The organism is Micromonospora sp. NPDC049101 (genome assembly GCF_040648675.1).
Taxonomy (GTDB): domain Bacteria; phylum Actinomycetota; class Actinomycetes; order Mycobacteriales; family Micromonosporaceae; genus Micromonospora.
Genome location: NZ_JBEZED010000005.1, coordinates 61988 through 87795 on the forward strand (window position 1 = coordinate 61988; position 25808 = coordinate 87795).

Annotated in this window: 26 protein-coding genes; 15 read left to right on the forward strand and 11 right to left on the reverse strand. The window is 72.7% G+C overall.

Going from position 1 to position 25808, the window contains the following annotated elements; all coding sequences use genetic code 11:
• Positions 1 to 74: 74 nt before the first annotated feature.
• Positions 75 to 908 carry a phosphoribosylaminoimidazolesuccinocarboxamide synthase gene (locus AB0B57_RS08150; RefSeq protein WP_357066644.1) on the forward strand — a complete coding sequence of 278 codons (834 nt, stop codon included), beginning with the start codon at positions 75 to 77 and terminating at the stop codon, positions 906 to 908.
• Between the two features lie 16 nt (positions 909 to 924).
• Here AB0B57_RS08150 and glpK read toward each other — a convergent pair whose 3' ends face one another.
• On the reverse strand, positions 925 to 2409 hold the full coding sequence (gene glpK, locus AB0B57_RS08155; RefSeq protein ID WP_357066646.1) for a glycerol kinase GlpK: 1485 nt from the start codon (positions 2407 to 2409) through the stop codon (positions 925 to 927).
• Positions 2410 to 2511: 102 nt separating this feature from the next.
• Here glpK and AB0B57_RS08160 point away from each other — a divergent pair, with 102 nt between their 5' ends.
• Positions 2512 to 3450: a ribose-phosphate pyrophosphokinase gene (locus AB0B57_RS08160; RefSeq protein ID WP_357066648.1), complete on the forward strand. Its 939-nt coding sequence runs from the start codon at positions 2512 to 2514 to the stop codon at positions 3448 to 3450.
• Between the two features lie 119 nt (positions 3451 to 3569).
• Here AB0B57_RS08160 and AB0B57_RS08165 read toward each other — a convergent pair whose 3' ends face one another.
• Positions 3570 to 4007, reverse strand: coding sequence for an ATP-binding protein (locus tag AB0B57_RS08165; RefSeq protein ID WP_357066650.1), 438 nt, complete (start codon positions 4005 to 4007; stop codon positions 3570 to 3572).
• Between the two features lie 119 nt (positions 4008 to 4126).
• Here AB0B57_RS08165 and AB0B57_RS08170 point away from each other — a divergent pair, with 119 nt between their 5' ends.
• Both AB0B57_RS08170 and AB0B57_RS08175 read left to right on the forward strand, forming a co-directional pair.
• Positions 4127 to 5257, forward strand: coding sequence for a DUF5931 domain-containing protein (locus AB0B57_RS08170; protein ID WP_357066652.1), 1131 nt, complete (start codon positions 4127 to 4129; stop codon positions 5255 to 5257).
• Positions 5258 to 5271: 14 nt separating this feature from the next.
• Complete coding sequence (locus AB0B57_RS08175) at positions 5272 to 5925, forward strand: response regulator transcription factor (protein ID WP_357067189.1); 654 nt, start codon at positions 5272 to 5274, stop codon at positions 5923 to 5925.
• A gap of 4 nt (positions 5926 to 5929) precedes the next feature.
• On the opposite strand, the gene AB0B57_RS08180 is transcribed toward AB0B57_RS08175, so the two are convergent.
• The 3 genes from AB0B57_RS08180 to AB0B57_RS08190 form a co-directional block, all read right to left on the reverse strand.
• Entirely contained in the window at positions 5930 to 6502 is a 573-nt protein-coding gene (locus AB0B57_RS08180) for a DUF5709 domain-containing protein (RefSeq protein ID WP_099848385.1), read from the reverse strand.
• An 80-nt stretch (positions 6503 to 6582) separates the two neighbouring features.
• Positions 6583 to 7353, reverse strand: coding sequence for an ATP-binding protein (locus tag AB0B57_RS08185; RefSeq protein ID WP_357066654.1), 771 nt, complete (start codon positions 7351 to 7353; stop codon positions 6583 to 6585).
• Between the two features lie 59 nt (positions 7354 to 7412).
• Positions 7413 to 8411, reverse strand: coding sequence for an SDR family oxidoreductase (locus tag AB0B57_RS08190; RefSeq protein ID WP_357066656.1), 999 nt, complete (start codon positions 8409 to 8411; stop codon positions 7413 to 7415).
• A gap of 223 nt (positions 8412 to 8634) precedes the next feature.
• Between AB0B57_RS08190 and AB0B57_RS08195 the strand changes: the two genes are divergently transcribed.
• Positions 8635 to 9834, forward strand: a complete 1200-nt coding sequence (locus AB0B57_RS08195) for a glycosyltransferase (RefSeq protein WP_357066658.1) — start codon at positions 8635 to 8637, stop codon at positions 9832 to 9834.
• Here the strand turns inward: AB0B57_RS08195 and AB0B57_RS08200 are convergent.
• From AB0B57_RS08200 to aroA, 4 genes are all read right to left on the reverse strand, one after another.
• Positions 9792 to 10715: a hypothetical protein gene (locus tag AB0B57_RS08200; RefSeq protein WP_357067191.1), complete on the reverse strand. Its 924-nt coding sequence runs from the start codon at positions 10713 to 10715 to the stop codon at positions 9792 to 9794. The genes AB0B57_RS08195 and AB0B57_RS08200 overlap by 43 nt on opposite strands.
• Positions 10716 to 10774: 59 nt before the next feature.
• The gene (gene hisN, locus AB0B57_RS08205; protein ID WP_357066660.1) at positions 10775 to 11593 is read right to left on the reverse strand and encodes a histidinol-phosphatase; all 819 of its coding nucleotides are present in this window, start codon (positions 11591 to 11593) and stop codon (positions 10775 to 10777) included.
• Positions 11594 to 11621: 28 nt separating this feature from the next.
• Positions 11622 to 12632: a ribosome small subunit-dependent GTPase A gene (gene rsgA, locus AB0B57_RS08210; protein ID WP_357067193.1), complete on the reverse strand. Its 1011-nt coding sequence runs from the start codon at positions 12630 to 12632 to the stop codon at positions 11622 to 11624.
• A gap of 201 nt (positions 12633 to 12833) precedes the next feature.
• Positions 12834 to 14132 carry a 3-phosphoshikimate 1-carboxyvinyltransferase gene (gene aroA / locus AB0B57_RS08215; protein WP_357066663.1) on the reverse strand — a complete coding sequence of 433 codons (1299 nt, stop codon included), beginning with the start codon at positions 14130 to 14132 and terminating at the stop codon, positions 12834 to 12836.
• Between the two features lie 102 nt (positions 14133 to 14234).
• Here aroA and AB0B57_RS08220 point away from each other — a divergent pair, with 102 nt between their 5' ends.
• The 7 genes from AB0B57_RS08220 to AB0B57_RS08250 all read left to right on the forward strand — a co-directional run bounded on the left by AB0B57_RS08220 (position 14235) and on the right by AB0B57_RS08250 (position 18696).
• On the forward strand, positions 14235 to 14945 hold the full coding sequence (locus tag AB0B57_RS08220; RefSeq protein WP_357066664.1) for an SOS response-associated peptidase: 711 nt from the start codon (positions 14235 to 14237) through the stop codon (positions 14943 to 14945).
• Positions 14946 to 15141: 196 nt separating this feature from the next.
• Positions 15142 to 15534 carry a WhiB family transcriptional regulator gene (locus AB0B57_RS08225; protein WP_357066666.1) on the forward strand — a complete coding sequence of 131 codons (393 nt, stop codon included), beginning with the start codon at positions 15142 to 15144 and terminating at the stop codon, positions 15532 to 15534.
• 51 nt (positions 15535 to 15585) lie between these two features.
• Positions 15586 to 16203 carry an alpha/beta family hydrolase gene (locus AB0B57_RS08230; RefSeq protein WP_357066668.1) on the forward strand — a complete coding sequence of 206 codons (618 nt, stop codon included), beginning with the start codon at positions 15586 to 15588 and terminating at the stop codon, positions 16201 to 16203.
• A gap of 235 nt (positions 16204 to 16438) precedes the next feature.
• Positions 16439 to 17263 (forward strand): sigma-70 family RNA polymerase sigma factor, encoded by an 825-nt coding sequence (locus AB0B57_RS08235; RefSeq protein WP_357066670.1) that lies wholly within the window; start codon positions 16439 to 16441, stop codon positions 17261 to 17263.
• Position 17264: 1 nt separating this feature from the next.
• Positions 17265 to 17552: a mycothiol system anti-sigma-R factor gene (rsrA, locus tag AB0B57_RS08240; RefSeq protein ID WP_030336658.1), complete on the forward strand. Its 288-nt coding sequence runs from the start codon at positions 17265 to 17267 to the stop codon at positions 17550 to 17552.
• Between the two features lie 416 nt (positions 17553 to 17968).
• A complete protein-coding gene (locus AB0B57_RS08245) occupies positions 17969 to 18190 on the forward strand; it encodes a biotin/lipoyl-binding carrier protein (protein WP_357067195.1) in 222 nt (73 codons plus the stop codon).
• The gene (locus AB0B57_RS08250) at positions 18187 to 18696 is read left to right on the forward strand and encodes a GNAT family N-acetyltransferase (RefSeq protein WP_357066673.1); all 510 of its coding nucleotides are present in this window, start codon (positions 18187 to 18189) and stop codon (positions 18694 to 18696) included. The genes AB0B57_RS08245 and AB0B57_RS08250 overlap by 4 nt, the downstream gene beginning before the upstream one ends.
• A 37-nt stretch (positions 18697 to 18733) precedes the next feature.
• On the opposite strand, the gene AB0B57_RS08255 is transcribed toward AB0B57_RS08250, so the two are convergent.
• Positions 18734 to 19309 (reverse strand): helix-turn-helix domain-containing protein, encoded by a 576-nt coding sequence (locus tag AB0B57_RS08255; protein WP_357066675.1) that lies wholly within the window; start codon positions 19307 to 19309, stop codon positions 18734 to 18736.
• A 112-nt stretch (positions 19310 to 19421) separates the two neighbouring features.
• On the opposite strand from AB0B57_RS08255, the gene AB0B57_RS08260 reads away from it, so the two are divergent.
• Positions 19422 to 21008, forward strand: coding sequence for an MDR family MFS transporter (locus tag AB0B57_RS08260; RefSeq protein ID WP_357066677.1), 1587 nt, complete (start codon positions 19422 to 19424; stop codon positions 21006 to 21008).
• Positions 21009 to 21062: 54 nt separating this feature from the next.
• Here the strand turns inward: AB0B57_RS08260 and AB0B57_RS08265 are convergent, their stop codons facing one another.
• The gene (locus tag AB0B57_RS08265; RefSeq protein ID WP_357066679.1) at positions 21063 to 22892 is read right to left on the reverse strand and encodes a tetratricopeptide repeat protein; all 1830 of its coding nucleotides are present in this window, start codon (positions 22890 to 22892) and stop codon (positions 21063 to 21065) included.
• Positions 22893 to 23077: 185 nt separating this feature from the next.
• Between AB0B57_RS08265 and AB0B57_RS08270 the strand changes: the two genes are divergently transcribed.
• Together AB0B57_RS08270 and AB0B57_RS08275 are read left to right on the forward strand one after the other, a co-directional pair.
• Positions 23078 to 24109, forward strand: coding sequence for an SIS domain-containing protein (locus AB0B57_RS08270; RefSeq protein ID WP_357067197.1), 1032 nt, complete (start codon positions 23078 to 23080; stop codon positions 24107 to 24109).
• Between the two features lie 30 nt (positions 24110 to 24139).
• Complete coding sequence (locus AB0B57_RS08275) at positions 24140 to 25732, forward strand: histidine kinase N-terminal domain-containing protein (RefSeq protein ID WP_357066681.1); 1593 nt, start codon at positions 24140 to 24142, stop codon at positions 25730 to 25732.
• Positions 25733 to 25808: the final 76 nt, after the last annotated feature.

Consider the following 25808-nt stretch of genomic DNA (forward strand, 5'->3'; position numbering starts at 1 on the left):
AACGTCCGTCCGGTCAGCCCCCGGCGCGGGTGGTCGAATCAGGCCCCCCGATGTCGCGTGGTGTACTAGGGCGCGTGGAACTTCTGCACTCGGGCAAGGTTCGGGACGTCTACGCCGACGGCGACGACCTGATCCTGGTCGCCTCGGACCGCATCTCGATCTACGACGTGGCGCTGCCGACGCCGATCCCGGACAAGGGTCGCCTGCTCACCGCACTCTCGCTGTGGTGGTTCGAGCAGCTCGCCGACCTGGTGCCGAACCACGTCATCTCGGCCACCGACGTGCCCGCCGAGTTCGCCGGGCGGGCGATCCGCTGCCAGCGGCTGGACATGCTCCCGGTCGAGTGCGTCGCCCGCGGCTACCTGACCGGCGGTGGCCTGCGGGAGTACGAGCGGACCGGTGCCGTCTCCGGCGTGGCACTGCCCCGCGGGCTCGGTGAGGCGTCGATCCTGCCCGAGCCGATCTTCACGCCGTCGAGCAAGGCGCCGATGGGTGAACACGACGAACCCATCACGTACGACCAGGTGGTGGACAAGGTGGGCCAGGCAACCGCGGAACGACTGCGGCAGATCACCATCGACGTCTACCGGCGCGGGGCCGAGTTGGCCGCCGACCGGGGCATCCTGATCGCCGACACCAAGATCGAGCTGGGTTGGGCGCCGGACGGCACCCTGGTCCTCGCCGACGAGCTGCTGACCTCCGACTCGTCGCGGTTCTGGCCGGCCGAGTCGTACCAGCCGGGCCGCGTGCAGTTCTCCTACGACAAGCAGTACGTGCGGGACTGGGCCACCGGCGGCGGCTGGAACAAGCAGGCGCCGGCGCCGGACGTGCCGGACGAGGTGGTCGAGGCGACCCGTGCCCGCTACGTCGAGGTGTACGAGAAGCTGACCGGCAACCGCTGGGAGTGACCCGCCGGGCCGGCCATCACTCCACCCAGTCCAGGGTGCGCCGCACGGCCTTGCGCCACTGGCCCAGCTCCTGCTCGCGCAGCTCCGGGGCCATCGCCGGCTCCCACTGCGCGTCGGAGCGCCACTGCGCCCGCAGGGTGGCCAGATCCGGCCAGAAACCGACCGCCAGACCGGCCGCGTACGCGGCGCCCAGGCAGGTGGTCTCGGTGATCCGGGACCGGATCACCGGCACGTCGAGCACGTCCGCGAGGAACTGCATGAGCAGCCCGTTGGCGGTCATCCCACCGTCCACCCGGAGGCGGCGCAGCGCCACGTCGGAGTCGGCGTCCATCGCGTCGACCACCTCGCGGGTCTGCCACGCCGACGCCTCCAGCACCGCCCGCGCCAGGTGCCCCTTGGTGACGTAGCCGGTCAGGCCGGCGATCACACCACGCGCGTCGCTGCGCCAGTGCGGGGCGAACAGCCCGGAGAACGCCGGCACGATGTAACAGCCGCCGTTGTCGTCCACGGTGCGGGCCAGCTCCTCCACCTCCGCGGCCGTGGAGATCAGCCCGAGGTTGTCCCGCAGCCACTGCACCAGCGAGCCGGTGACCGCGATCGCGCCCTCCAGGGCGTACGCCGGGGGTTGGTCCTTGATCCGGTAGGCGACCGTGGTGAGTAGGCCGTGCGTGGACGGGACCGGGCTGGCCCCGGTGTTGAGCAGCAGGAAGCTGCCGGTGCCGTAGGTGCACTTCGCCTCACCCGGCTGGAAGCAGGTCTGCCCGAACAGGGCGGCCTGCTGGTCACCGAGCGCGCTGGCCACCGGCACCCCGGCGAGCACCCCGGTGGCGTGGCCGTACACCTCGGCGGAGCAGCGGATCTCCGGCAGCATCGCCGCCGGGACGCCCATCGCGTCCAGCAGGTCCGGTGCCCAGTCCAGGGTGGTGAGGTCCATCAGCATGGTCCGGCTGGCGTTCGTCACGTCGGTGACGTGCGCGCCGGTCAGCTTCCAGATCAGCCAGCTGTCCATGGTGCCGAAGAGCACCTCGCCGCGCTCCGCACGCTCGCGCAGGCCGTCGACCTCGTCGAGCAGCCAGCGCAGCTTCGGCCCGGCGAAGTAGGTGGCCAGCGGCAGGCCGGTGCGGGCCCGGAACCGCTCCTCGCCGTACGCCGAGGCCAGCTCGCGCAGCAGCGGCCCGGTCCGGGTGTCCTGCCAGACGATGGCGTTGGCCACCGGGCGGCCGGTGGCCCGGTCCCAGACGACAGTGGTCTCCCGCTGGTTGGTGATGCCGACGGCGGCCAGCCCGGTCGCGTCGGTGCCGGCGGCTCGCAGGGCCTCGGCGACCACCTGCTGGACGTTGTCCCAGATCTCCTCGGCGTCGTGCTCCACCCAGCCGGGGCGGGGGAAGATCTGCCGGTGTTCGCGCTGGGCCACGGCGACGATCTCCCCGGCCCGGTCGAAGACGATGCACCGCGAGGAGGTGGTGCCCTGGTCGATGGCGGCGACGTACTCGGGGGTCACCGCAGCACCGTACCCGGACCGGCGGCGCGGTGCGACGGTCGTCACGGCCAGTCTCGGCCCGCCACCCTTCACCGTCGGCCGCTTCGCCTACGATGTGCGAACGTGCGCGACATCGCCGTTTTCAGTGGAACCGCCCATCCCGACCTCGCTGCCGAGATCTGTGCCCACCTCGGGGTGCCGCTGCACCCGGTGCGGGTTTCCCGATTCGCGAACGACTGTCTGGAAGTGCAGTTGCAGGCCAACTGCCGGGAGCGCGACGTCTTCCTGATCCAGCCGCTGGTGCCGCCCGTCCAGGAAAACCTGGTCGAGTTGCTGTTGATGATCGACGCCGCCCGGGGCGCGTCCGCCGGCCGGATCACCGTGGTGTTGCCGCACTACGCGTACGCCCGTTCCGACAAGAAGGACGCGCCGCGGATCTCGATCGGCGCTCGGCTCGTCGCCGATCTGCTCACGTCGGCCGGGGCGGACCGGGTGCTGGCGATGACGCTGCACTCGCCGCAGGTGCACGGCTTCTTCAGCGTTCCCGTGGACCACCTGCACGCGTTGCGTGAGCTGGCCACCCACTTCCGGCGCTACGACCTGAGCGACACCGTGGTGGTCTCACCCGACCTGGGTAACGCCAAGGAGGCGGCGGCCTTCGCCCGGCTGCTCGGCACGCCGGTCGCGGCCGGTGCGAAGCAGCGGTTCAGTGACGACCTGGTCAAGATCAGTGCGGTGATCGGCGACGTGACCGACCGGGACGTCATCGTGCTGGACGACGAGATCGCCAAGGGCAGCACGGTTGTCGAGTTGATGGAGCACCTGCGCGGCCTGAAGGTCCGCTCGATCCGGCTCGCCTGCACGCACGGGCTCTTCTCCGGCGACGCGTTGCAGCGGCTCAGCGACCAGGACGGCGTCCTGGAGATCGTCTGCACCAACACGGTGCCCATCCCGGCCGCGAAGCGGGTCCCCGCGCTGGAGGTGCTGTCGGTGGCCCCCGCGCTGGCCGAGGCGATGCGCCGAATCCACAACGGAGAATCCGTCTCCGCCCTCTTCGGCTGACCTGCGTCGGCCGGTCGGCGTGGCGCCGGGCGTCACGGGCTGTTGAGCGTGATGCCTGTGCGGCATCATGATGACTCACCGGCATCACGCTGAAAGCAGCGATGCCCTGGGCGGTGACTTCAGGCCCTGAGGCCTGTGGTGATGCGGACTGTGGTGCCGGCGGTGCTGGTGACGACCTCCATCGCGTCGGTCAGCTCGCGGGCCAGCCACAGGCCCCAGCCGCCGGCGGTGTCCGGGGTGGGCCGACTGCGGTCGCCCAGCCGCTGCGGGCTGATCCCGTGCCCGTGGTCGGCGACCTCGCACACCAGCAGGTCCGGCTCGTGCCAGAGCCGTAGCCACCCCTGGCCGCCGCCGTGCCGCACCGCGTTGGTGATCAATTCGTTGATCGCGAGCACGAAATCGTCGAGCCGTTGGCCGGTGAGCCCGGAGGCATACGCACAGGAGGTGACCGAGTGTCGAATCTCGGTCACCTGGGCCTGGTCGAAGGCATCGGCGATCAGGAGGGCAGGTTCGATGGGCACAACCGTACGCGGTGCGTGCGGATCTGCATTCGTCATGGCCCCGTCCCGGCGGCGGATCTCGGAGTATTTCGCGGCTTTTCCACCGTACGTCAGGGTTTCCCGAACCGCACTCGCTGCTCGCCGCGCCACTTGCCGCGTGTGGCATCGTGACCGCCATGCCGTCGCCGGGTGGGTTCGAGGTGCCGCTGTGGCGTGCGCTCGCGGTGTTCCGGATGGCGTCCCTGGCGTACGTCTGCGTGCTCGCGGTACGCGACGCCGACCGGTACGCCCACCCGTACGCCGTCGCCGCCCTGGTCCTTGTGATGATCATCTGGACCGGGGCGACCGCGATCGGGTACGCGCGGCCGGCCTGGCGGCGCTGGCCGCTGCTGCTGGCCGATCTCGGGGTGGTGTTGGCCATCGTGCTGGCCACCCCGTGGGTGGTCGGGCGGACGGCGCTCACCCACGGCGTACCCACCATGGGGGTCGCCTGGATGGCCGGCCCGGTGCTGGCCTGGGCCGTCTCCGGCGGCCGGCGGCGGGGCACTGTCGCGGCGCTGCTCGTCGCCGGCGCGGACCTGGCCACCCGGGAACGGATCGGCCAGTCGTCGTTCACCGGGGTGATCCTCATGCTGCTCGCCGGAGTGGTGGTCGGGCACGTGGCCCGGCTCGCGGCGGGCGCCGAGGAGCGACTGCAACGCGCGGTGGAGCTGGAGGCCGCCACCCGGGAACGGGAGCGACTGGCCCGCACCATCCACGACTCGGTGCTCCAGGTGCTGGCGCTGGTGCAGCGGCGTGGTGCTGACCTGCCCGGCGAGGCTGGCGAGCTGGCCCGGCTGGCCGGCGAGCAGGAGGCCGCGTTGCGGGCGCTGATCGCCGGTGGCGGCCCGGTCGTCGCCAGCCTCCCGGCCGGCCCCGAGGCGGTGGACCTGCGAACCCTGCTCAGCCGGTACGCGTCGTCGGCGGTGGCGCTCTCCGCCCCGGCCACCCCGGTCCCGCTGCCGCGCCGGGTGGCCGGAGAGTTGGCCGCCGCGACCGGCGCGGCCCTGGACAACGTGGGCCGCCACGCCGGTGGGCGGGCCTGGGTGCTGATCGAGGACGAGGGGGCGACGGTGACCGTGTCGATCCGTGACGAGGGGCCGGGCATCCCGGACGGTCGGCTGGCCGAGGCCGCCGCTCAGGGCCGGCTCGGCGTGACCCAGTCCATCCGGGGGCGGGTGTCCGACCTGGGCGGGACCGTTCGGATCGTGTCCGCCCCCGACGCCGGCACCGAGATCGAGCTGACCGTGCCGAGGGCAGTGCGGTGAACCAGACCCGGGTCATGGTCGTCGACGACCATCCGATGTGGCGGGAGGGGGTCGCCCGCGACCTGACCGAGGCCGGATTCCTGGTGGTGGCGACGAGCGGCGAGGGGCGACAGGCCATCCGGGTGGCCGCCGCCGCCCGGCCCGACGTCGTCGTCCTGGACCTGCAACTGCCGGACATCTCCGGCGTCGAGGTGATCCTGGGGCTGCGCGCGGCACTGCCCGACGTGCGGGTGTTGATGCTCAGCGCCAGTGGCGAACAGCAGAGCGTGCTGGACGCGGTCAAGGCCGGTGCCACCGGATACCTGGTGAAGTCGACAGCGCCCGCGGAGTTCCTCGACGCGGTCCGCCGCACCGCGGCCGGCAACGCGGTCTTCACCCCCGGCCTCGCCGGGCTCGTCCTCGGCGAGTACCGGCGGCTGGCCGCCGGGCCGGGGCAGGGCACCGACCCGGCCGGCGGCGCGGAGCCCGCGACGCCCCGGCTCACCGACCGGGAGACCGAGGTGCTGCGGTTGGTGGCGAAGGGGATGTCGTACAAGCAGATCGCCCAGCGGCTCGGGCTGTCGCACCGCACCGTGCAGAACCACGTGCAGAACACCCTGGGCAAGCTGCAACTGCACAATCGGGTCGAGCTGACCCGCTATGCCATCGAGCGCGGCCTGGACGCCTGAGAGGTCAGACCGAGCGCGGCGGCTCCGTCTCGTGGATGGCCAACTCCTCGGCGGTCGCCCCGCCGCCCGCGGAACCTGCGTCGTACGCCACCGAGTCGGTCTCCTGGTCGGTGTGCGCCCCCTCGTCCGGCTCCACCAGCCGACCCACCGTGGCATCGGCCACCGTGCCGAGCTGACCGTGGTCGTAGAGGGAGACCGGCGAGTTCGGGTCCGAGGTGGGCCCCGGGTCCATCACGTCGGCGTCCAGCTGGGCCTCCGCGGCGGCTTCCAGATTGTCCGCCTCGAAGGCGATCTTCGGGTCGATCGTTCCGGCCAGCGGGTCGTCCGCCGGGCGCTCGTAGACCTCGCGGTCGAGCTTGTAGTCCAACGACTCACCGTCGAGCTGCTCCTCGGCGGTCGTCCCGAACCGGTCCACCGCCACCGGCGTGCGGTCGCCGGGGAGCTGGGCCGGGTCCGGGCCGTCCGCCTCGCGCCCGGTGAGGACGTCGTCGTTGGCGGTCGAGTCGTCATCGGCGGTGTCGGGCAGACCTTGCGCCTCGGTGTCGGACACGGGGGTCGGGTACTCGTTGTCGCGCATGTCTGATCACTACCCGCTGCCCTCCCGCCGTAACCGGGGCACCGCCGGCTCGAAACCGGCACCGACGGCGAAACGCCCCGTCAGCCGAGAGCCTCGGCCTCGTCGTCCGGGTGCAGGACGCACCAGACGACCTTGCCGTCCGGTAGGGCGCTGCTGCCCCAGCGACGGGCCACCGTGTCGATCAGCAGCAGGCCCCGGCCGCCCACCCGGGTCGGCGGTGACAACCCGGCGAACGTCGGCCGACGCGAGGAGTGGTCGCGGACCGCCAGGTGCAGGGCGCCGTCCTGGGCGGCCAGCCGCACGGTCATCGGGGTCCGGGCATGCGCCACCACGTTGTTGACCATCTCGGTGATCGCGATGCCCGCCGGGTCGACGAGTGTCGGCACGCCCCAGGTGCGGCAACCGGTGGTGACCAGCTCGCGGGCCTCCCGGGCGGCCACCACTGTCGCGGCCAGTTCGGCGCTGAGCACCCCGGCCAGCGGCACCGCCGCGACCGCGGCCAGCGCGCCGTCCAGGGTCGGCCAGGCCGGCACGCCGGCCGTCGTGCTCGACCAGGCCGACACGCCGGTCAGCACGGTGGCCGTCTGGTCGGGCCGGTCGACGCTCGGGTCACACAGCAGCAGATCCGCGGCCGGCCAGTCGGCGACCTCCCGCCGAACCTCGGCGAAGACATCCCAGGCCCGCGGCTCGCTGACCCGCAGTCCGGTCACGTCGACCACCACCTGGCCCGGACGGTCCCAGAGACGGGCGAGCAGCGCGCCGCGTACCGTCTCGGCCCCGGCGACGTCGAGCGTGCCCGTCAGCCGGACCACCGCCGACGAGTCGTCGATGTTCACCAGACAGCTCGACATGATCGTCCCAGTGTGCGCGTCGGTGACGGTTCGCGCATTCGGGCGGTCGATGCCGGTCATCAGCGGACCAACCGGGAACGGCGGTTGATCGCCGCCATCGTGCCGACCGCGGTGCCGGCGGCGGCCAGGCCGAACGCGGCAGTCATCCGCACCAACTGGCGCCGCCGACCGTGCCAGCCGCCGTCCCGTTGGGCCTGTGCGTCGGCGTGGAAGACGTTGCCGCTGCTGTCCACCCGCGCCCCCGGGCCGAACTGGGTGCGCTGGGCGTACCAGCCGAGGGTGCGCTCCACCAGCGCGGGCGCCAGCCGCCACTGGAGGCCGAGCAGGCGGGCCGCCCCGCCGGCGTACGCCTCGCGGCGGGGCCGGCGCAGCAGCCGCACGATGGTCTCGGCGACCACCTCCGGCGGATAGATCGGGGGTGGCGGCACCAGTTCGCGGCCGGTGTGGTTGGCCGCGTGCCGGAAGAACGGGGTGTCGATGGTGGCCGGCAGCACGGTGCAGACGGAGATCTGACCGCGGCCGGTGACCCGCAGCTCCTGTCGGACCGTGTCGGCCAGCCCGCGGATGCCGTGCTTGGTGGCGTTGTACGCCGACTGGTACGGCATGGCCACCTCGGCCAGCACCGAAGCGTTGTTGACGAGCACCCCGCCGCCGGCCGCGCTCAGGTACGGCAGTGCGGCCTTGATGCCGTGCACCGCGCCGAGCAGGTTGACCTCCAGCACCCGGCGGAACTCGGCGACCGGTATCTCGTCGAACAGACCCACCGCGCTCACCGCCGCGTTGTTCACCCAGGCGTCGATCCGGCCGAACTCGGCCGCCGCCCGATCGGCCAGCCGTCGCACCGACTCCAGGTCGGTCACGTCGGTCGGCACGACAAGCGCCTGACCGCCCAACTCGACGCAGCGCAGCGCGACCTGTCGGAGGGCCGCCTCGCTGCGGGCGGCCAGCACGACGGCCGCACCGCGGCGGGCCAACGCGTACGCGGTCGCCGTGCCGATCCCGCTGGACGCGCCAGTGATCACCACGGTCGAATCGTCGAGGCTGCGGGTCAGCGGCATTCCTCAGCGGTACCCCCACCCGGGCCTGGTCATGCAACGTACCCATTGTCGATCTTCGCAACCCGGCGGGCACGTGGCCACTGTGATTGTCGTGGCGCAAGCGTCGGTGGCACTCGCGGGGACTGTTCCCGATCTGCCAGGTTTCGACTCCGGCTCCCGAGGTTAATGGGACGCTCTGAAACGGGAGGACCACCGCCGAGGAAAGATCGCAGGGAGGTGACCCATGCGCGTCGGCCTCGTCTGCGCGCACGCCAGCTCGTACCGCCACGCCGACGGCCCACCGGTCGGCACCCGCCAGCACATCGCACGGGTCGCCGCCGAGTTGGCCGAGCGAGGCCATGACGTCCGGCTCTACGAGCGCCGGGACGCCCCAGGGCTGCCGGCGATCGCCGACATCGACGGCTACCAGGTGCACCAGGTGCCGGCCGGCCCGCCCAACCCGCTACCCACCGCCGAGCTCATCCCGCACGTGACCGAGTTCGGCCGCTGGCTGGCCGAGGATTGGTCCGGCGCCTGGCGGCCCGAGGTGGTGCACGGGCACTACTGGGTCGGTGGCCTGGCCGCCGCGCACGCCGTCCGGGAGACCGACATCCCGGTGGTGCAGACGTTCCACTCGCTCGGCGTCGAGCAGCTACGCCACCTGGGCGGCCACTACGGCGGGCCGGGGGAGCGGATCACGCTGGAACGCGCGCTGACCCGCGCGGTCGACATCGCCGTCGCCCAGTCGAACGACGAGGTCGACGAGTTGACCCGGATGGGTCTGCAACGCAGCTCGGTCGCGTTGGTGCCGGCCGGGGTGGACATCGAGCAGTTCCAACCCGACGGGGAGGCGGCACCGCGCGAGCAGCGGGCCCGGATCCTGTCGGTCGGCTCGCTCGCCGCCGGGCACGGCCAGGAGGACCTGATCCGGGCCATGCGACTGGTCGGTGACGCCGAACTGGTGATCGCCGGTGGCCCGCCGGCCGACCAACTGGCCAACCACGCCGAGGCACGACGGCTGCGCGAGCTGGCCGAGCAGGTCGGCGTCGTCGACCAGGTACGCCTCGTCGGCGCGGTGCCGCACGACCAGATGGCCACCTGGTACCGCTCGGCGGACGTGGTCGCCTGCACGCCGCACTACTCCTCCGCCGGGCGGGTCTCGCTGGAGGCGATGGCCTGCGGTGTGCCGGTGATCGGCTACGCGATGGGTGGGCTGGCGGACGCCGTCGTCGACGAGGTCACCGGCCGCCTGGTGCCCCCCGGCGACGTACGGGCGCTCGGCGTCTCGCTGCGCCGGCTGCTCGCCGACAACGCCGGCCGGTTCGCGTACGGGCACGCCGCGGTGGACCGGGTGCGCAGCAGCTACACGTGGGAGCGCACCGCCGGCGCGTTGGAGCGCCTCTACGAGCGGGTGGTGAGTCGCCGCAAGCCGGTCGAGGCCTGAGCGGGCCGTTCGGGCGGCCCGGTGTCTGCGCCGGACCGCCCGACGACGACCACGGCCTGGTCGCGACGGTGCGCCAGCGCGCGCTGCTGCTGTGGCTCGGCGTAGCGGGTCAGCCCGATCACCGCGGCCAGGGTGACCAGGAAACCAGCCGCGGCCAACCACTCCCGCCCCGGCCAGATCTTGTCGTTGAGCAGCAGCAGACCGACGATCGCGGCCGGCACCGCGCCGGCGGCGTCCATCGCGGCGACCGCGGCGGTCGTCGAACCGCGCTGCATGGCCAGCCCGAGCAGGAGCTGACCGACGATCGAGTGGGCGATCAGCAGGTAGAACAGCGGGTGGGAGAGGAACGCCTCGGCGGACGACGCGGACGCCAGTGGCCGGGCGGCGACCGCCGCGGAGCTGAACGCCAACCCGGCCAGCGAGCCGAGGGCCACCGAGCCGGGTGCACCGTGCAGCCGGACGGCGAAGACCCCGAGCACCGCGATGACACCGAGCGCCACCAGCAGGGCGATCGAGCCAGCGGTGCCGAGCTGCTTCGACGGCGCCGGGCGGGCGGCCAGCACCAGGGCGGTGATCCCGGCGAAGAGCAGGGCCAACAGCACCACCTCCGCCACCGGCAGCCGCCACTTGAGCACCAGCACGCCGAGGATGGCGGTCACCCCGAGCCCGGCCGCGACGCTCGCCTGCACCAGGAACAGCGGCAGGTCCCGTCGGGCCAGGAAGGCGAGCACGAACCCGCCGATCTGGCAGCCCAGGCCGACCAGGTACGTCCGGTGCCCGGCGAGACGCAGCAGCAGGCCCGGGTCGAAGGTGTGGTGGACCGTGGTGCGGGCCGCGGCCACCGACTGGAGCAGGTTGGCGAAGCCGTACGCGACGATCATCGCCGCGAGGAAGCACCAACCGGAGGAGACCACCTGGCGAGGATAGAGGTTGGCGACGGTCAGCGCTCGGCTGGACGATCGAGCCGGGTGAGGATGTCGGTGTGCAGCACACCGTTGGTGGCCACCACGCTGCTCTCGGTGCCCGGCGTGCCGGTCGGGGCCGGCCGACCGGACAGATCCGTGGCCGTGCCACCCGCCTCGGTGATGATCGGCACCAGCGCCGCCACGTCCCACAGTGACAGCTCCGGCTCCACCATCACCTCCAGTGCGCCCTCGGCCAGCAGCATGTAGCCGTAGAAGTCGCCGTACGCCCGGCTGCGCCAGGTGGCCCGCATCAGGTCGAGCATCGCGTCGAGCCGACCGGCGCGCTCCCACCCCTCCAGCGACGAGTAGCAGAGGCTGGCGTCCGCGAGGTCGCGCACCGCGGACACCCCGATCCGCGCGCCGGTGGCGGGGCCGGGACCGGCGTACGCGCCCGCGCCCGCGCTCGCCCACCAGCGCCGGCCCAGCGCCGGTGCGGACACCACACCGACCGCCGGCAGGTCACCGTCGTAGAGCGCGATCAGGGTGGCCCAGACCGGCACGCCACGGACGAAGTTCTTGGTGCCGTCGATCGGGTCGATGATCCAGCGGCGGCCGTCCGGGTCGCTGGCCGGCTGTGCGCCGTACTCCTCGCCGAGCAGCCCGTCGGTCGGCCGGTGCTCGGCCAGCAGGGCGCGGATCTCCCGCTCGACGGCGGTGTCCGCGTCCGAGACGGGGGTCAGGTCGGGCTTCGCCTCCACCCGTAGGTCGAGCGCGCGGAACCGGGCCGTGGAGATGGCATCGGCCCGGTCGGCGAGCAGGTGGGCGAGGGCGAGGTCGTCGGCGTACCCGGTCATGCCGGCAACCTAGCCGACGCCCGCCGGGTCACTCGTCGGGCCCGCGCCGGTCACCCTCGCCGGGCCCCCGCTGGTCACTCTCGCCGCGCGAGTCGCCCTCGCCGGCCCGGGAGGCGAGCAACCGGCGGTACGAGGCCAGCCGGCGCGGGTCGGCCTTGCCGGCGGCCACCCAGGCGTCCAGCCCGCAGGCGGCCTCGTCGGCGGTGTGCTGGCAGTTGGGCGGGCAGTCGACGGTGCCCTCGACCAGGTCGGGGAAGCCGTGCAACAGGCTGTCGGCCGAGACGTGCGCCAGCCCGAAACTGCGGATCCCGGGAGTGTCGATGATCCAACCGGGATCGGTGTCGACGCCGGGCACCGGTGGCAGCCGCAGCGCCACCGCGCTGGTGGAGGTGTGCCGGCCACGGCCGATCGCGCTGACCACGCCGACCGCGCGCAGCGCGTCCGGAACGAGGCGGTTGACGAGTGTCGACTTGCCCACCCCGGAGTGCCCGACCAGCACCGACACCTTGCCGCTGAGCAACGCGCGGAGCGCGCCCAGGTCGGCGTCGGGACGGTTGAGCACGTACGGCAGCTCCAGCTCGGTGTAGTAGCCGAGCACCTCCTCCGGCCCGGCCAGGTCGGCCTTGGTGAGGCAGAGCAGCGGCTCGACGTCCGCGTCGTACGCGGCCACCAGGCACCGGTCGATGAACCCGGTGCGCGGCGGCGGGTCGGCCAGCGCGCTGACGATCACCAGTTGGTCGGCGTTGGCCACCACCACCCGTTCCAACCGGCCCTCGGCGGTGGTCTCGTCGTCGTCGGCGGTGCGGCGCAGCACCGAGCGGCGCTCGGCGATCCGGACGATGCGGGCGAGAGCGCCCTCCGCCCCGGACGTGTCCCCGACCAGGCTGACCCGGTCGCCCACCACCACCGACTTGCGGCCCAGCTCACGGGCCCGCATCGCGGTCACCGTGGGCAGCTCGGCCCCCACCACGCCGCGCTCGGCACCGGCGAGCACGCACTGGTAGCGCCCCCGGTCGACGGCGATGACGAAGCCGTCCACCGCGTCGTTGTGCTGCGGGCGGGTGCGCGTACGCGGGCGCGACGACTTCCCGGGCCGGACCCGTACGTCGTCCTCGTCGTACTCCCGCCGTTTGGTCGCCAGGACCTGTCCTCTTCTCGCGTCAGCTCTTAGTGAGCGTCCGGAAACCCCGCAGCGGCTGCGGCTGGACTCCGCCTCGCTCGCCACCGGGTTTCCGGACGCTCACTTTCCGGTCACCATCGCTGACCATAGTGCCGGGAACTCGGGCATGGTCTTGGAGGTACAACCCACGTCGTCGACCTCGATGCCGGGAACGGCGAGCCCGGCCACCGCGGCGGCGTGCGCCATCCGGTGGTCGTGGTAGGTGCGGAACATCCCGCCGCGCAGCGGCCGGGGCCGGATCTCCAGCCCGTCCGGTGCCTCGGTGACGTCCGCCCCGAGCGCGGTGAACTCGCGCGCGAGCGCGGCGAGCCGGTCGGTCTCGTGGCCGCGGATGTGCCCGACGCCGGTGAACACCGACGGCGAGTCGGCAAGCATGGCCAACGCGGTCAGCGCCGGGGTCAGCTCGCTGACGTCGGAGAGGTCGGCGGTCAGGCCGTGCACCACACCGGTGCCGCGCACGGTCAGCCCGGTGGTGGAGAGGGTGACCTCGCCGCCCATCCGCTGCAGCAGCGAGCGGAGCTGCTCGACCGGCTGGGCGCTGCTGTGCGGCCAACCCTGCAGGGTCACCTCGCCACCGGTGACCAGGGCGGCGGCGAAGAACGGCACGGCGCCGGAGAGGTCCGGCTCGATGTCCCAGCCGCGCCCGGTGAGCGGGCCGGGCTCGACGGCCCACACGTCGGGGGTGTTGTCGTCGACCGCCGCGCCGGCGGCCCGCAGCATCCGCACCGTCATCCGCAGGTGCGGCGCGGAGGGCACCGGCGGGCCGACGTGGCGGACCACGACGCCCCGGTCGAAACGCGGGGCGGCCAGCAGCAACGCGGAGACGAACTGGCTGGACACGGACGCGTCGAGCACCACCTCCCCGCCGGTGACCCCACCGGTGCCGAACACGGTCAGCGGCAGGCTGCCGGTGCCGGGGACGTCGATCCGGACGCCCAGCGAGCGCAGTGCGCCGACCAGTGGGCCGAGCGGCCGGGTGCGCGCGTACGGGTCGCCGTCGAAGGTGACCTGCCCGTCGGCCAGGCCCGCCACCGGTGGCACGAAGCGCATCACGGTGCCGGCCAGCCCCACGTCGACGTGGGCGGGGCCGGCGAGCGGGTGCGGCCGGACCAGCCAGCGCTCCTCGTCGCTGATCGACACGTGCGCGCCCATCGCCCGCAGGCCGGCGGCCATCAACTCGGTGTCCCGGGCACGCAGCGGCCGGGCCAGCGTCGACGGCCCGGCGGCCAGCGCGCTGAGCACCAGGGCGCGCGCGGTCATCGATTTGGAACCGGGCAGGCGCAGCGTCGTCGACACCGGGTCGGATGCCGTCGGTGCGGTCCACGGCTGTGGCGGCCGGGTCGCGGTCAGATTCCCCACGGTTACATTCTGCCGCGTCGGCCGGTCGGCGGCGGGAGGCGGTGGTCGTACTCCCGCTTGGCGGGACAGCCGACGGGGCCCCGACGCGTTAGCGTGTGGCCCATGTGCGGCAGGTACGCGACGACTCGGAGCTCCGGCGAGCTGAGCGCGCTGTTCGAGTCGTCCGACGACTCCGACGGCCCGCTCCGACCCGATTACAACGTCGCGCCGACCGACCAGGTGCCGCTGGTCCGGGTCAGCCCCGAGGGGCACCGCAGCCTCTGTCTCGGTCGCTGGGGTCTGCTGCCGCACTGGTCCCGGTCTCCCGCCGGGGCAGCCCGCATGATCAACGCGCGGGCGGAGACGGTGGCCACCAGCCGGGCGTACGCCGGGTCGTTCTCCCGGCGTCGCTGTCTGGTCCCGGCCGACGGCTGGTACGAGTGGGTCCGTCGGCCCGACGGCGGGCGGCAGGCCTACTTCATGACCCCCCGCGACGGCTCGGTGCTCGCGCTGGCCGGCATCTGGTCGGTCTGGGAGTCCGACGCCGAGACCCGGCTCACCTTCAGCGTGCTGACCACCGCGGCGCTCGGCGACCTGGCCGAGGTGCACGACCGGATGCCGGTGCTGCTGCCGCCCGAGCGGTGGTCGTCGTGGCTGGCGCCGACCGACGAGCCGGAGCGGCTGCTCGTGCCGGCGTCGGCGGAGTGGCTCGCCGGTCTGGAGATCCGCCCGGTCGGGGCCGCGGTGGGCGACGTCCGCAATGACGGGCCGCAGTTGACCGCCCGGGTGTCGGTGGCGCCGACGGTGACGCCACAGGAGCTGACCCTGTTCTGAGATCGGCGCACATCGTCGGGCGCCGATTTGCCAGGGTTGCGCGCGATTCGTCTCCCGGCTGTTCAGTCATGTTCCCGGCAGACCCTTGTCCCGGTGTTGTGAAGTGCGATAGAACACAGCGCCGGTAGTGACCGTCGATTCGCACGGGGCGAACGACGTTCACTGATCTTGCCGGTCCCACGGGGGAGGTGGGTGGATGACACGGGCGCGTATGCCTCGCCCGCACGAGGTGGCTGCGGCGCGGCGAGATCCGCGACTGCTGCGGGCCGTGCGGGATCGACGACAGGACGACGCGTGGCGCACCAGAGGCACCTGTCAGAGCGTCGATCCGGAGACGTTCTTTCCGGCACCGAACGAGCCGGCGGACGCCGCCGTCGCGCTGTGCCGCAGTTGCGACGTGCAGGGGTCCTGTTTGGCCTGGGCCCTCGACGTCGGTGACTGCCACGGCGTCTGGGGTGCCACCACACCCCGCGAGCGGCGGGCGATGCTTGTTGCGTGGCGTGGCGAGGTCGATCCGGACCCGGACGCCGTCGACGACGCCGGCCCGCCGGTGCGGGATCGCCTGCTCACCCTGGTCCCGTTGAGCTGATCGGCCACCCGGCCCGCACCCGCCGCCGACCAGGCGGCGCAGAATGGGTCGGTGCTGCCCAGCGACGAGATCGACACTCCGCGCGGCTCGGCGCGGGTCGACACCGACCTGCCGACCCGTCGGGCCACCGCGCTGCTCGTGCTCGGGCACGGCGCGGGCGGCAGCGTCGACGCCCCTGACCTGCTCGCGGTCCGGGACGCGTCGGTCGCGGCCGGCCTGGCGGTGGTCCGGGTGACCCAGCCCTACCGGGTCGCCGGTCGACGTGCGCCGGCACCGGCGGGTCACCTCGACGAGGCCTGGACGGCGGTGCTCGCCGTGCTGCGAGAGAGGCACGCCGACGTGCCGACGATCCTGGTCGGTGGTCGCTCCAGTGGCGCTCGGGTGGCCTGCCGCACGGCCCGTGCGGTGGGTGCGGCCGGCGTGGTCGCGTTGGCCTTCCCGCTGCACCCACCCGGGCGGCCGGAGCGCTCGCGCGCCGCCGAACTGGCCACCGGCCTGCCGACGCTTGTCGTCAACGGCGACCGGGACCCGTTCGGGACACCGGAGCCGGGGCCGACCGTGCAGGTGGTGACCCGTCCTGGGGAGACGCACGACCTGCGGCGGGATCCGGCCGCCACCGCCGCCCTCGTCCGGGCCTGGCTGGGCGCCCAGGGCTGGGCACCCAACTGATCCGGCCGACCCCGGCGCGCCCGGACGACCGTTTCCGCTGCCCGGCGCGGGTCGTTGCATCCGATGGTGCCGCCGGCCCGATCCGGACCGGCGACACCAGTCCTCCCAGGCCCTTCCTGGTCCCAGCGCCGGCCGCCGTCGGGGCCGGGACCAGGAACGGGAGGTCAGCCGGAATGCCCCGGTGGTCATCTCGCGTTACAAACCCCGGACGAGTTTTCTGCGAGGGGGGTGACCGGTGCCAACCGAGACACGAAGCCTGGAACGGGACGGACGGGACGCCCGGCAGCTGAAGCGGCTGCTGGATGGCCCGGAATGGCCCGCGACGGCGGGACCGGGCGGGGTGGGTGCGGTGAGCACGGGCACACCGGCCGGAAGTGAATCTGCGGGCAGGTCGGTGCGCGTATCCTCGGCGGGAAAGCATCCGACGCGAGGGGATGTGCGGTTGACCACCGAGAAGACGGACGAGCGCAGGGCCCGATTCGAGCGGGACGCGATGCCATTCGTCGATCAGCTCTACGCTGCTGGGCTGCGGATGACACGCAACCCGGCGGATGCCGAGGACCTGGTCCAGGAGACCTACCTGAAGGCGTACGCGGCCTTCCACCAGTTCGAGCAGGGCACGAACCTGAAGGCCTGGCTCTACCGGATCCTGACCAACACCTACATCAACTCCTACCGCAAGCGGCAGCGCCAGCCGATCCAGGCGCCCACCGAGGAGATCACCGACTGGCAGCTCGCCGAGGCCGAGTCGCACACCTCCAGTGGGCTGCGCTCGGCCGAGACCGAGGCGCTTGACCGACTGCCGGACAGCGACGTCAAGGAAGCCCTCCAGCAGTTGCCGGAGGAGTTCCGGCTGGCCGTCTACCTGACCGATGTCGAGGGCTTCTCGTACAAGGAGGTCGCCGACATCATGGGTACGCCGATCGGCACGGTGATGTCGCGTCTGCACCGGGGGCGTCGTAATCTGCGCAAGTTGCTTGAGCGCTACGCCGGGGAGCGGGGCTTCAGTGCGGCCCGCTCGTCGAAGGGCTCGACCGCCGCCGCCGGCCGGGAGGTGTGACGTGAGCTGTGGGGAGCCGCACGAGACGGATTGCCGCGAGGTGCTCGCGGAGGTCTACCTCTACCTGGATCTCGAGTGCGCCGACGAGCGGCGCTCGCTGATCCGGCACCACCTGGACGAGTGCGGGCCCTGCCTGCGCGAGTACGGGCTGGAGCAGGAGGTGCGGGCGTTGGTCGCTCGTTGCTGCGGCAACGAGACCGCGCCGGACGAGCTGCGCGAGCGCCTGCGGGTCAAGCTGACCGAGCTGGTGGTGTTCGAGACCAGTGACTCCCGCGAGCTGGCCGACTGAGCGTCAGCGCGGCACAGTGTCAAGACCGGTGGCCCGGGTCGATGTCGACCCGGGCCACCGGTGTGTCCGGCGTCGGCCGGGTCCAGCTGATCGGCGACGGGCCGCCGGCCCGTCGACCCGTTCAGGAGTTGGGACGCTTGCCGTGGTTCGCGGCGCTCTTCTTACGAGCCTTCTTCTTCCGGGACTTCTTCGCCATGCTGACCTCCTCGTGTTGGGGCGGATCCGTGCTGCCCACGACCTCGGCGCCGGTGCACCCACCGGCGGCCCGGCAACGGGTCCGACCCGCTGATGGTAGTGCGGTCGGCACCCGTCGCCTTCCCCAGGGCGGGTGCGCTATCCGACGAGGCCGCTGCGCACCCGGGGCCGGTGGCCGCATGATTGGATACGTCGGCAGGCACATCGCGAAAAGGGAGGGCCTGGACATGGCCGAGGAGATCCGCGCCGAGATGGTGGCCAACGTCTGGAAGGTCGTCGCCACGGCAGGTGACACGGTGACCGAGGGCGACACCCTGGTGATCCTCGAGTCGATGAAGATGGAGATCCCGGTCGTCGCCGAGTCCGACGGTGTGCTCGAACAGCTCGTGGTCCACGAGGGCGACGTCGTGCAGGACGGCGATCTCATCGCGGTGATTGCTTGACCGGGGTGCGCGTCCGTCGGGCCGAGCCGGCCGACTTCCCGGCGGTGGCCCGGCTGACCGTGGCCGCGTACGAGGCGGACGGCCAGCTCAAGGACGAGCACTGGTATGCCGAGGTGCTTGTCGACGTGTCGACCCGGGCCACCAGCGGCGAGGTGCTGGTCGCGGTCGACGAGGTGACCGGGGCGGTGCTCGGCTCGGTGACCTTCGCGCTGCCGGGCACCCCGTTCGCCGAGCTGTGCGGGCCGGGCGAGGCGGAGTTCCGGATGCTCGCGGTCGACCCGGGCACGCAGGGGCGGGGCGTCGGTGCGGCCCTGGTCGAGGCCTGTGTCGCCCGTGCGACCGAGTTGGGTTGCACGGCGGTGGTGATCTGCGTACGGGCCGGAATGGCCGATCCGGCGCACCGGCTCTACACGCGGCGCGGGTTCGTCCGCGCGCCGGAGAAGGACTGGGCGCCGACGCCGGGCGTGCAGCTGCTCGGCCTGCGCCTGGAGTTGACGCGCGGCTGAGCCGTCGACCGTCGAGCCCGGGTCGCGACCGCCCGGATCAGGCGTCGAGCCGCGTGCCGATGGCGGCCAGCAGCTCGTCGGCCACCTCCAGGGCGAGCTTGCGGCGTTCGTCGTCACTGATGTGGGGCGCGCGGACGGCGAACCAGCTCGTGTGCACCGCGAAGATCGACAGCGCGGCGCGAAGTTGGGCGGCGGGGGAGTCGTCGCCCCGGCAGAGCGCGTCGGCCAGATCCAACATCCGACCGCGCATCTGTTGGCCGGCGGAGAGGCTCTTGAGCGCGGTCTGGTTCTGCTCGAAGAAGCGCATCACCGACGGCTGGGTCCCGTCGAACATCGTGTCGGCGTACCGGGAGATCAGCTCGCGCCGGGTGTCCAGGGTGGCGGGCTGGGTGGCGGCCCAGGCGATCAGCGCGTCCATCCCCTCCAGCCGGTCCTCGACGAAGCTGGCGACGATGTCGTCCTTGCTCTTGAAGTGGTAGTAGAGCGCGGCCTTCGTCACATTGAGGCGCTCGGCGATCTCCCGTAGCGAGGTCTTCTCGTACCCCTGCTCGGTGAAGAGCTCGAGCGCGACGGCCTTGATCCGCTCCCGCGTCCCGCCTGTGCTCTCCCTCACCCACGCCCTCCAATTGACTTGACCGTTGCTTCCTACCCAACTTACCGTGCGGCTAGTAAGGTGACTAGCCGGGCGGCAAGTAAGTATGGCAATTCTCAGGGGGAGCTTACCCATGACTCAGGCAACCCAGACCGGCGTGCGACCCAACAACATCCGGGTCGTGCTGTTCGGGCTGATGATCGCGATGATGCTCGCGATGCTCGACAACATGATCGTCAGCACCGCGCTGCCGCGGATCGTCGGCGAGTTCGGCGGCCTCAACCACTTCACCTGGGTGGTTACCGCATACGTCCTGGGCACCACCGTCTCGACCCCGATCTGGGGCAAGCTCGGTGACCTGTACGGCCGCAAGTCGGTCTTCCTGACCTCGGTGGTCACCTTCCTCGTCGGTTCCGCCCTCTGCGGCATGGCCGGCTCCGGGATGCTCGGCGGCCCGGAGGACGGCATGGTCCAGCTCATCGCCTTCCGTGCCGTGCAGGGCCTCGGCGCCGGTGGGCTCATGGTCGGCGTGATGGCGATCATCGGTGACCTGGTCCCGCCCCGCGAGCGTGGGCGCTACCAGGGCATGATCGCCGGCATCATGGCCATCGCCATGGTCGCCGGCCCGCTGGCCGGTGGCTTCATCACCGACCACCTGTCCTGGCGGTGGGCGTTCTACGTGAACCTGCCGCTGGGTGGGATCGCGCTGCTCGTTCTGATCACCACGATGCACCTGCCGAAGTACCGCACCGAGCACCGGATCGACTGGCTCGGCGCCGGGCTGCTGTCGGTCGGCATCACCGCGATCGTGCTCATCACCACCTGGGGCGGCAACGAGTACGACTGGACGTCGCCGCAGATCCTCGGCCTGGCCGTGCTGGGCGTGCTCGCGTTGGTGGCGTTCGGCCTGGTGGAACGCCGCGTCCAGGAGCCGATCCTCCCGTTGGCGCTCTTCGCCAACCGCAACTTCGCGCTGATCTCGGTGATCGGTTTCCTGCTCGGCTTCGCGATGTTCGGCGCGATGAACTTCCTGCCGCTCTACCAGCAGACCGTGCAGGGGGCGTCGGCGACCAACAGTGGTCTGCTGCTGCTGCCCCTGATGTTCGGCATGCTCGTCGTCTCGCTTGTCATCGGCCGGGCGATCACCAAGAACGGCAGGTACCGGGCGTACCCGATCATCGGTGGCGTCGTGATGACCGCGGGCATGGCGCTGCTGTCCATGCTCGACACCGACACCAGCAAGCTGATGTCCTCGCTGTACATGGTCGTGCTCGGCGTCGGCATGGGCTTCCTGATGCAGACGTCGATGCTGATCGCGCAGAACAGCGTCGAGCAGAAGGACCTCGGCGCGGCGAGCGGCGCGGCGACGTTCTTCCGGTCGATCGGCGGCTCGTTCGGCATCTCGCTGTTCGGCGCGATCTTCGCCAACCGGCTGGCCGACTCCGCCGCGGGCGCGGCCTTCGGTGGCGAGTCCGGCGGCAGCATGGACCTGGAGAAGCTCAAGCAGCTGCCGGCCCAGGCGCGGGAGCTGGTGCTCGGCGGTCTCTCCGACGCGATCTCGCACGTGTTCCTGTGGGCAGTGGTGTTCACCATCGCGATCCCGGTGCTCGCCTGGTTCATCAAGGAGATCCCGCTGCGCACCGCCAACGAGGCGCCGCCGCAGGCCACTCCGGAGGAGGACGCCGAGGTCGCCCTCGGCAAGGCGGCCCCGGTCGCCTGACCCACAACTGTTCCGACGCGCCGCGTCGTCCCCCTCGGGGACGGCGCGGCGCGTTCAGTCGCGGCGGGTTAGGCGTTGCCAGAGGCGGCGGAGGGGATTGCGGGGGCGGGGGAGGTTGGGGGATCGCGTGCCGAGCAATTGGGTGGCCAGCGCCGCGGTGGCCTTGTCCAGCTCCGGGACGGCGAGCGCCAGGTGGGCCAGCGAGGCGGCGATCGGGACCGGTCGGGCCCGCGCGACGTCGGCCGCGTCGGCGAGCCGCTCCGCCACCACCCGCGCCACGTCCGACCGCACCGAGGGGTCCACCCAGGCGGCCGTGACCAGGGCGAACAACGCCGCCTCGGTGACCCAGTCCTCGACGTCCCAGATCAGGTCGAGCAGTACGCGGCGTCGGGTCGAGCCCTCCCACGGCTCGTCGGTGCGGTGGTGCAGCAGCCCCAGGCAGGCCCAGACCTGCACGCCACGGACCCAGATCGACGGGTCGTGGGCGGCCAGCAGTCGACCCACCGCGCTGGCCGGCGCCGCCGGCGGGTGCACCAGCAGGCCGAGCAGGTCCGTCACGTCGAGGCCGGCGAGACCCACCGCCGCGTCGTACGCCGCCGGTGGGTGCGGCCACGCCGGGTGGGCGAGCTGGCCGATCCGTTCGACAGCTGTCGCCGAGGGCGCCGGCAGCGCGGGCGTGGGAACGTTCTCCGCGTAGTGCCACAACCGCTGGCCGGACGCCCGCCGGGGCTCGCGCGGGTCCGGATCGGGCGTACCCACGACGTCGATCCGCAGCCCGGGGGCGGTGGACGTCGCCGTCCGGACGGCGCTGGGCGGGGCCGCGGCGGCCAGGCGTACGGCGTTGCCGGAACCGTTGTCGTCATCGGCCACCGCCTGGCGCATGGCGTCGACGAGTGGGCCGCCGGCCGGGGTCAGTTGGCCGAGCCACGGCCGGCCTCGACAGCACTGGGCCAGGTCACCATGCTCGTGGCTGTCGTCGGGGTGGTCGCGTACGAAGTCGGCGAGCGCGACCAGGTGGGCCAGGTCGCCGTCGCGCAGGTGCCGCAGACGGTGGGCGGTGTGCACCGCGCAGTCGAACGACGGGTCGCGCGCCAGCGCCCGCTCGGTCCACTCCAGTGCCTCGTCGAGGCGGCCGATGTCGGCCAGGGTGCCGGCGATGTCCGCGTAGATCGCCAGGTCGTCGGGGTCCAGCTCGACGGCCCGACCGAGGGCGGCCAGGCCGTCGCGGGTCCGGCCGGCGCTGCGGTACGCGTACCCGAGCCAGACCTCGCCCATCTTCGAGGGTTGTGCGCGTACCCCTCGGGTGGCCCAGCGCACGGCCAGCGTGGCTTCGCCGAGACGCCGGGCCAGCGCGGACGCCGCACCGAGCAGCAGGCCGTGCTCGGGGTGGACGGTGACCGCGTTGCGGGCCAACGTGAGGTACGGCGTGAGGGCGCCCCGGTCGACCCGCGGCACCGGGTCGGGCAGCGCGGCGCAGACCTGCATGAGGACGCGGGCGATGTGCTCCGGGTTCAGCCGTTCGGCCAGCTCGGGGGCGGTGACCCAGGGCACTCCGGCCCACTCGGTGCCGGGCGCGTACGTGGTCGCCGCGGCCAGCAGCTCCAGCCCTTCGGCGGGACGGCCGGCGGTGGCGAGCAGATGGGCGCGGGCGACGACCGCGCCCACGAAGGTGTGGTGGTTGATCGGGAAGAGGTCGAGGCCACCGCCGCTCGCCGCGGCGAGCCGGGTCAGCGTCTCGTGCACCTCCGGAAGGGTGGGGGCCCGCGCCAGCGCGCCGGCGAGGTGGCCGGCGGCATGGTGCAGGTCACCCTCGTCGAGTGCCAGCCGGGCCAGCGCCAGCTCCTCCGTCACGGAGAGCGCGGGGTCGTCCGTTCCCTCGGGCACGTCGTCCTCTCGTCGCGGGGCTGGGTGCAACACGCCAAGCTTAGTTGATATTGAGATCAACTGGTGATCATCTGCGCACTCCTGCTCGTTCGATTACTGAGATACCGTTAAACGTGCAAGACTGAGCAAGAATCGCGCGGAAACCGCGCAGGGGAGGGGTTTCCGTGACACGTGCAGGGGCCGGCATGGCCGCCGACATCGACGAGCAGCCCGCTGGCTACGCCCGCCTGCTCTCGACCGCCAACGCCGCCGAGATCGCGCGGGTGGCGGCGGTCATCGCCGAACGTCGCCCCCGACACGTGGTCTTCACCGCCCGGGGCACCTCCGACCACGCGGCGCTCTACGGGGCGTACCTGACCGAGATCCGGCTCGGCCTGCCCGCCGGGCTCGCCTCGCCCAGCTCGGTCACCCTGTTCGGGGCCCGGCCCGACCTGTCCGACGCGCTCGTCGTGGGGGTCAGCCAGAGTGGCGGCTCGCCCGACCTGGCCGAGGTGTTGCGCGCCGCCCGCGCCACCGGGGCGCTGACCCTCGCGGTGACCAACGCGCCAGACTCGCCGCTGGCGGACGTGGCCGAGCTGAGCGTCGACATCGCCGCCGGGCACGAGCGGGCCGTGGCCGCCACCAAGACCTACACCGCCGAGTTGCTCGCCCTGCTGATGCTTGTGGAGGGGATCCGGGCCGGTGACGGCGTGCTCCCCGCGGCCGAACGGGAGGCGCTCGACGCGCTGCCCGAGCTGGCCGCCCGCACCCTCGCCGACGACACGCCGGCTCGGCTCGCGCCGCGCTACCGGTTCGCCCGCCAACTGGTCACCACCGGTCGGGGGTACGCCTACCCGACCGCCCGGGAGGCCGCGCTGAAGCTGATGGAGACCTCGTACCTGCCGGCGCTCGCCTTCTCCGGCGCCGACCTGCTGCACGGCCCGCTCGCGATGACCGACCCGGAGGTCCCGGTGCTCGCCGTGGTCGGCTCCGGGCCCGGTGGCCGCTCGATGGGTGAGGTGCTGCCCCGCCTCGGCGAGCGCCGCGCCGACGTCGTGGTGGTCGGCTCGGCCGACGTGCCCGGTGCCACCCGGCTGGCCGTCCCCGAGGTCGACGAACGGTACGCGCCACTGTTGGACATCCTGCCGTTGCAGCGGTTGGCGCTGGCCCTGGCGCTCACCCGGGGTGAGGACCCGGACGCGCCGCGCGGCTTGAAGAAGGTCACCGCGACGATGTGAGGCACGGCGCGGCGTGGCACCCTGGTCACCGTGTCCACGCTGCGCGACCTCGCCGAGGAGCACACCCATCTCCGTCCGGCCGACATCGATCACCTGCACCGCATCGCCGGCGACTGGCAACTGCTCGGCGATCTCTCCTTCGCTGACCTGCTGCTCTGGGTGCCGGTCGACGCCGACGGCACCTTCCTGTGCGTCGCCCAGGTCCGCCCGACCACCGCACCGACCGCCTACCAGGATGACCAGGTGGGGCGGATCGTCGGCGGGCCGGAGGTGGCCCACCTGGGGGTGGCGTACTCCCAGGGCCGGATCTGGCGGGAGGGCGACCCGGTCTGGTATGGCGACGTGCCGGCCCGGCACGAGGCGATCCCGGTCCGGCTGCGGACCGCCGAGGGTGAGGCCGGCGAGGTGATCGCCGTGGTGGGTCGGGACACCAACCTCTCCACCGCCCGTACGCCCAGCCAGCTGGAACTCAACTACCTGACCACGGCCGACGACCTGGCGCAGATGATCGCGGACGGCACGTTCCCGCCACCGCGGCACCCGGGCGAGACCACGTCGGCGCCCCGGGTCGGCGACGGCCTGGTCCGGCTCGACGCCGGCGGCAAGGTCACCTACGCCAGCCCGAACGCGCAGTCCGCGTACCGCCGACTGGGCTACGCCTCGCACCTGGTGGGCGAGGATCTGGCCGCGCTGCACCGCCGGCTCGCCGGCGATCCGCTGGACGGCACCGAGGCGGCGAACGGCATCCTGGCCGCGCTGCGCGGTGAGGCGCCGCCCCGACGGGAGATCGACGCACGCGGCGCCACGATGCTCACCCGGGCGCTGCCGCTGATGCCCGCCGGGGTGCCGATCGGCGCGCTGGTGCTGGTCCGCGACATCACCGAGGTTCGCCGCCGGGATCGAGCGCTGATCACCAAGGACGCCACGATCCGGGAGATCCACCACCGGGTGAAGAACAACCTCCAGACCGTCGCCGCGCTGCTGCGGTTGCAGGCCCGCCGGGTGTCCATGCCGGAGGCCCGCGTCGCGCTGGAGGAGTCGGTCCGCCGGGTCGCCTCGATCGCCCTGGTGCACGAGACACTCTCCATGTCCAGTGACGAGGCGGTCGAGTTCGACGGCATCGTCGACCGGGTGGCCAGCGCGGCGACCGAGGTCGCGGCGACTGAGGTGAGCGTCGGCATGCGGCGGCGGGGCAGCTTCGGTGTGCTGCCGGCGGAGATCGCCACCTCCCTGGTGATGGTCCTCAACGAGTTGCTGCTCAACGCCGTCGAGCACGGCTTCCCGCCGGCCGACGAGACGGAGGACGCTCCGACACCCGCCGCCTCGGGCATGGTGCCGATCGCCGTTGCCGAGGTCGACCCGTCGGACCGGCCGGAGGTGGTGGTGTCGGCGCACCGGTTCCGCAAGATGCTGCACGTCTCGGTGACCGACAACGGGCGTGGGCTGCCACCGGACTTCGACGCCGAACGTGGCAGCCGGCTCGGTCTCCAGATCGTCCGGGCCCTGGTCACCGGGGAACTGCGCGGCACCATCGAGTTGCGTGCCGGCGCCACCGGTGGCACCGAGGCCGTGCTGGTCGTCCCGCTGGCCCGCAACGCCCACGACGGCCGCGCCTCGGGCTGAGCCGCCTCCTGCCGGGCGGGTCCGTCCTGTGCCGGGCGGGAGACCGCCTGAGGGGGGCGGGCACCAGAACGAGCGT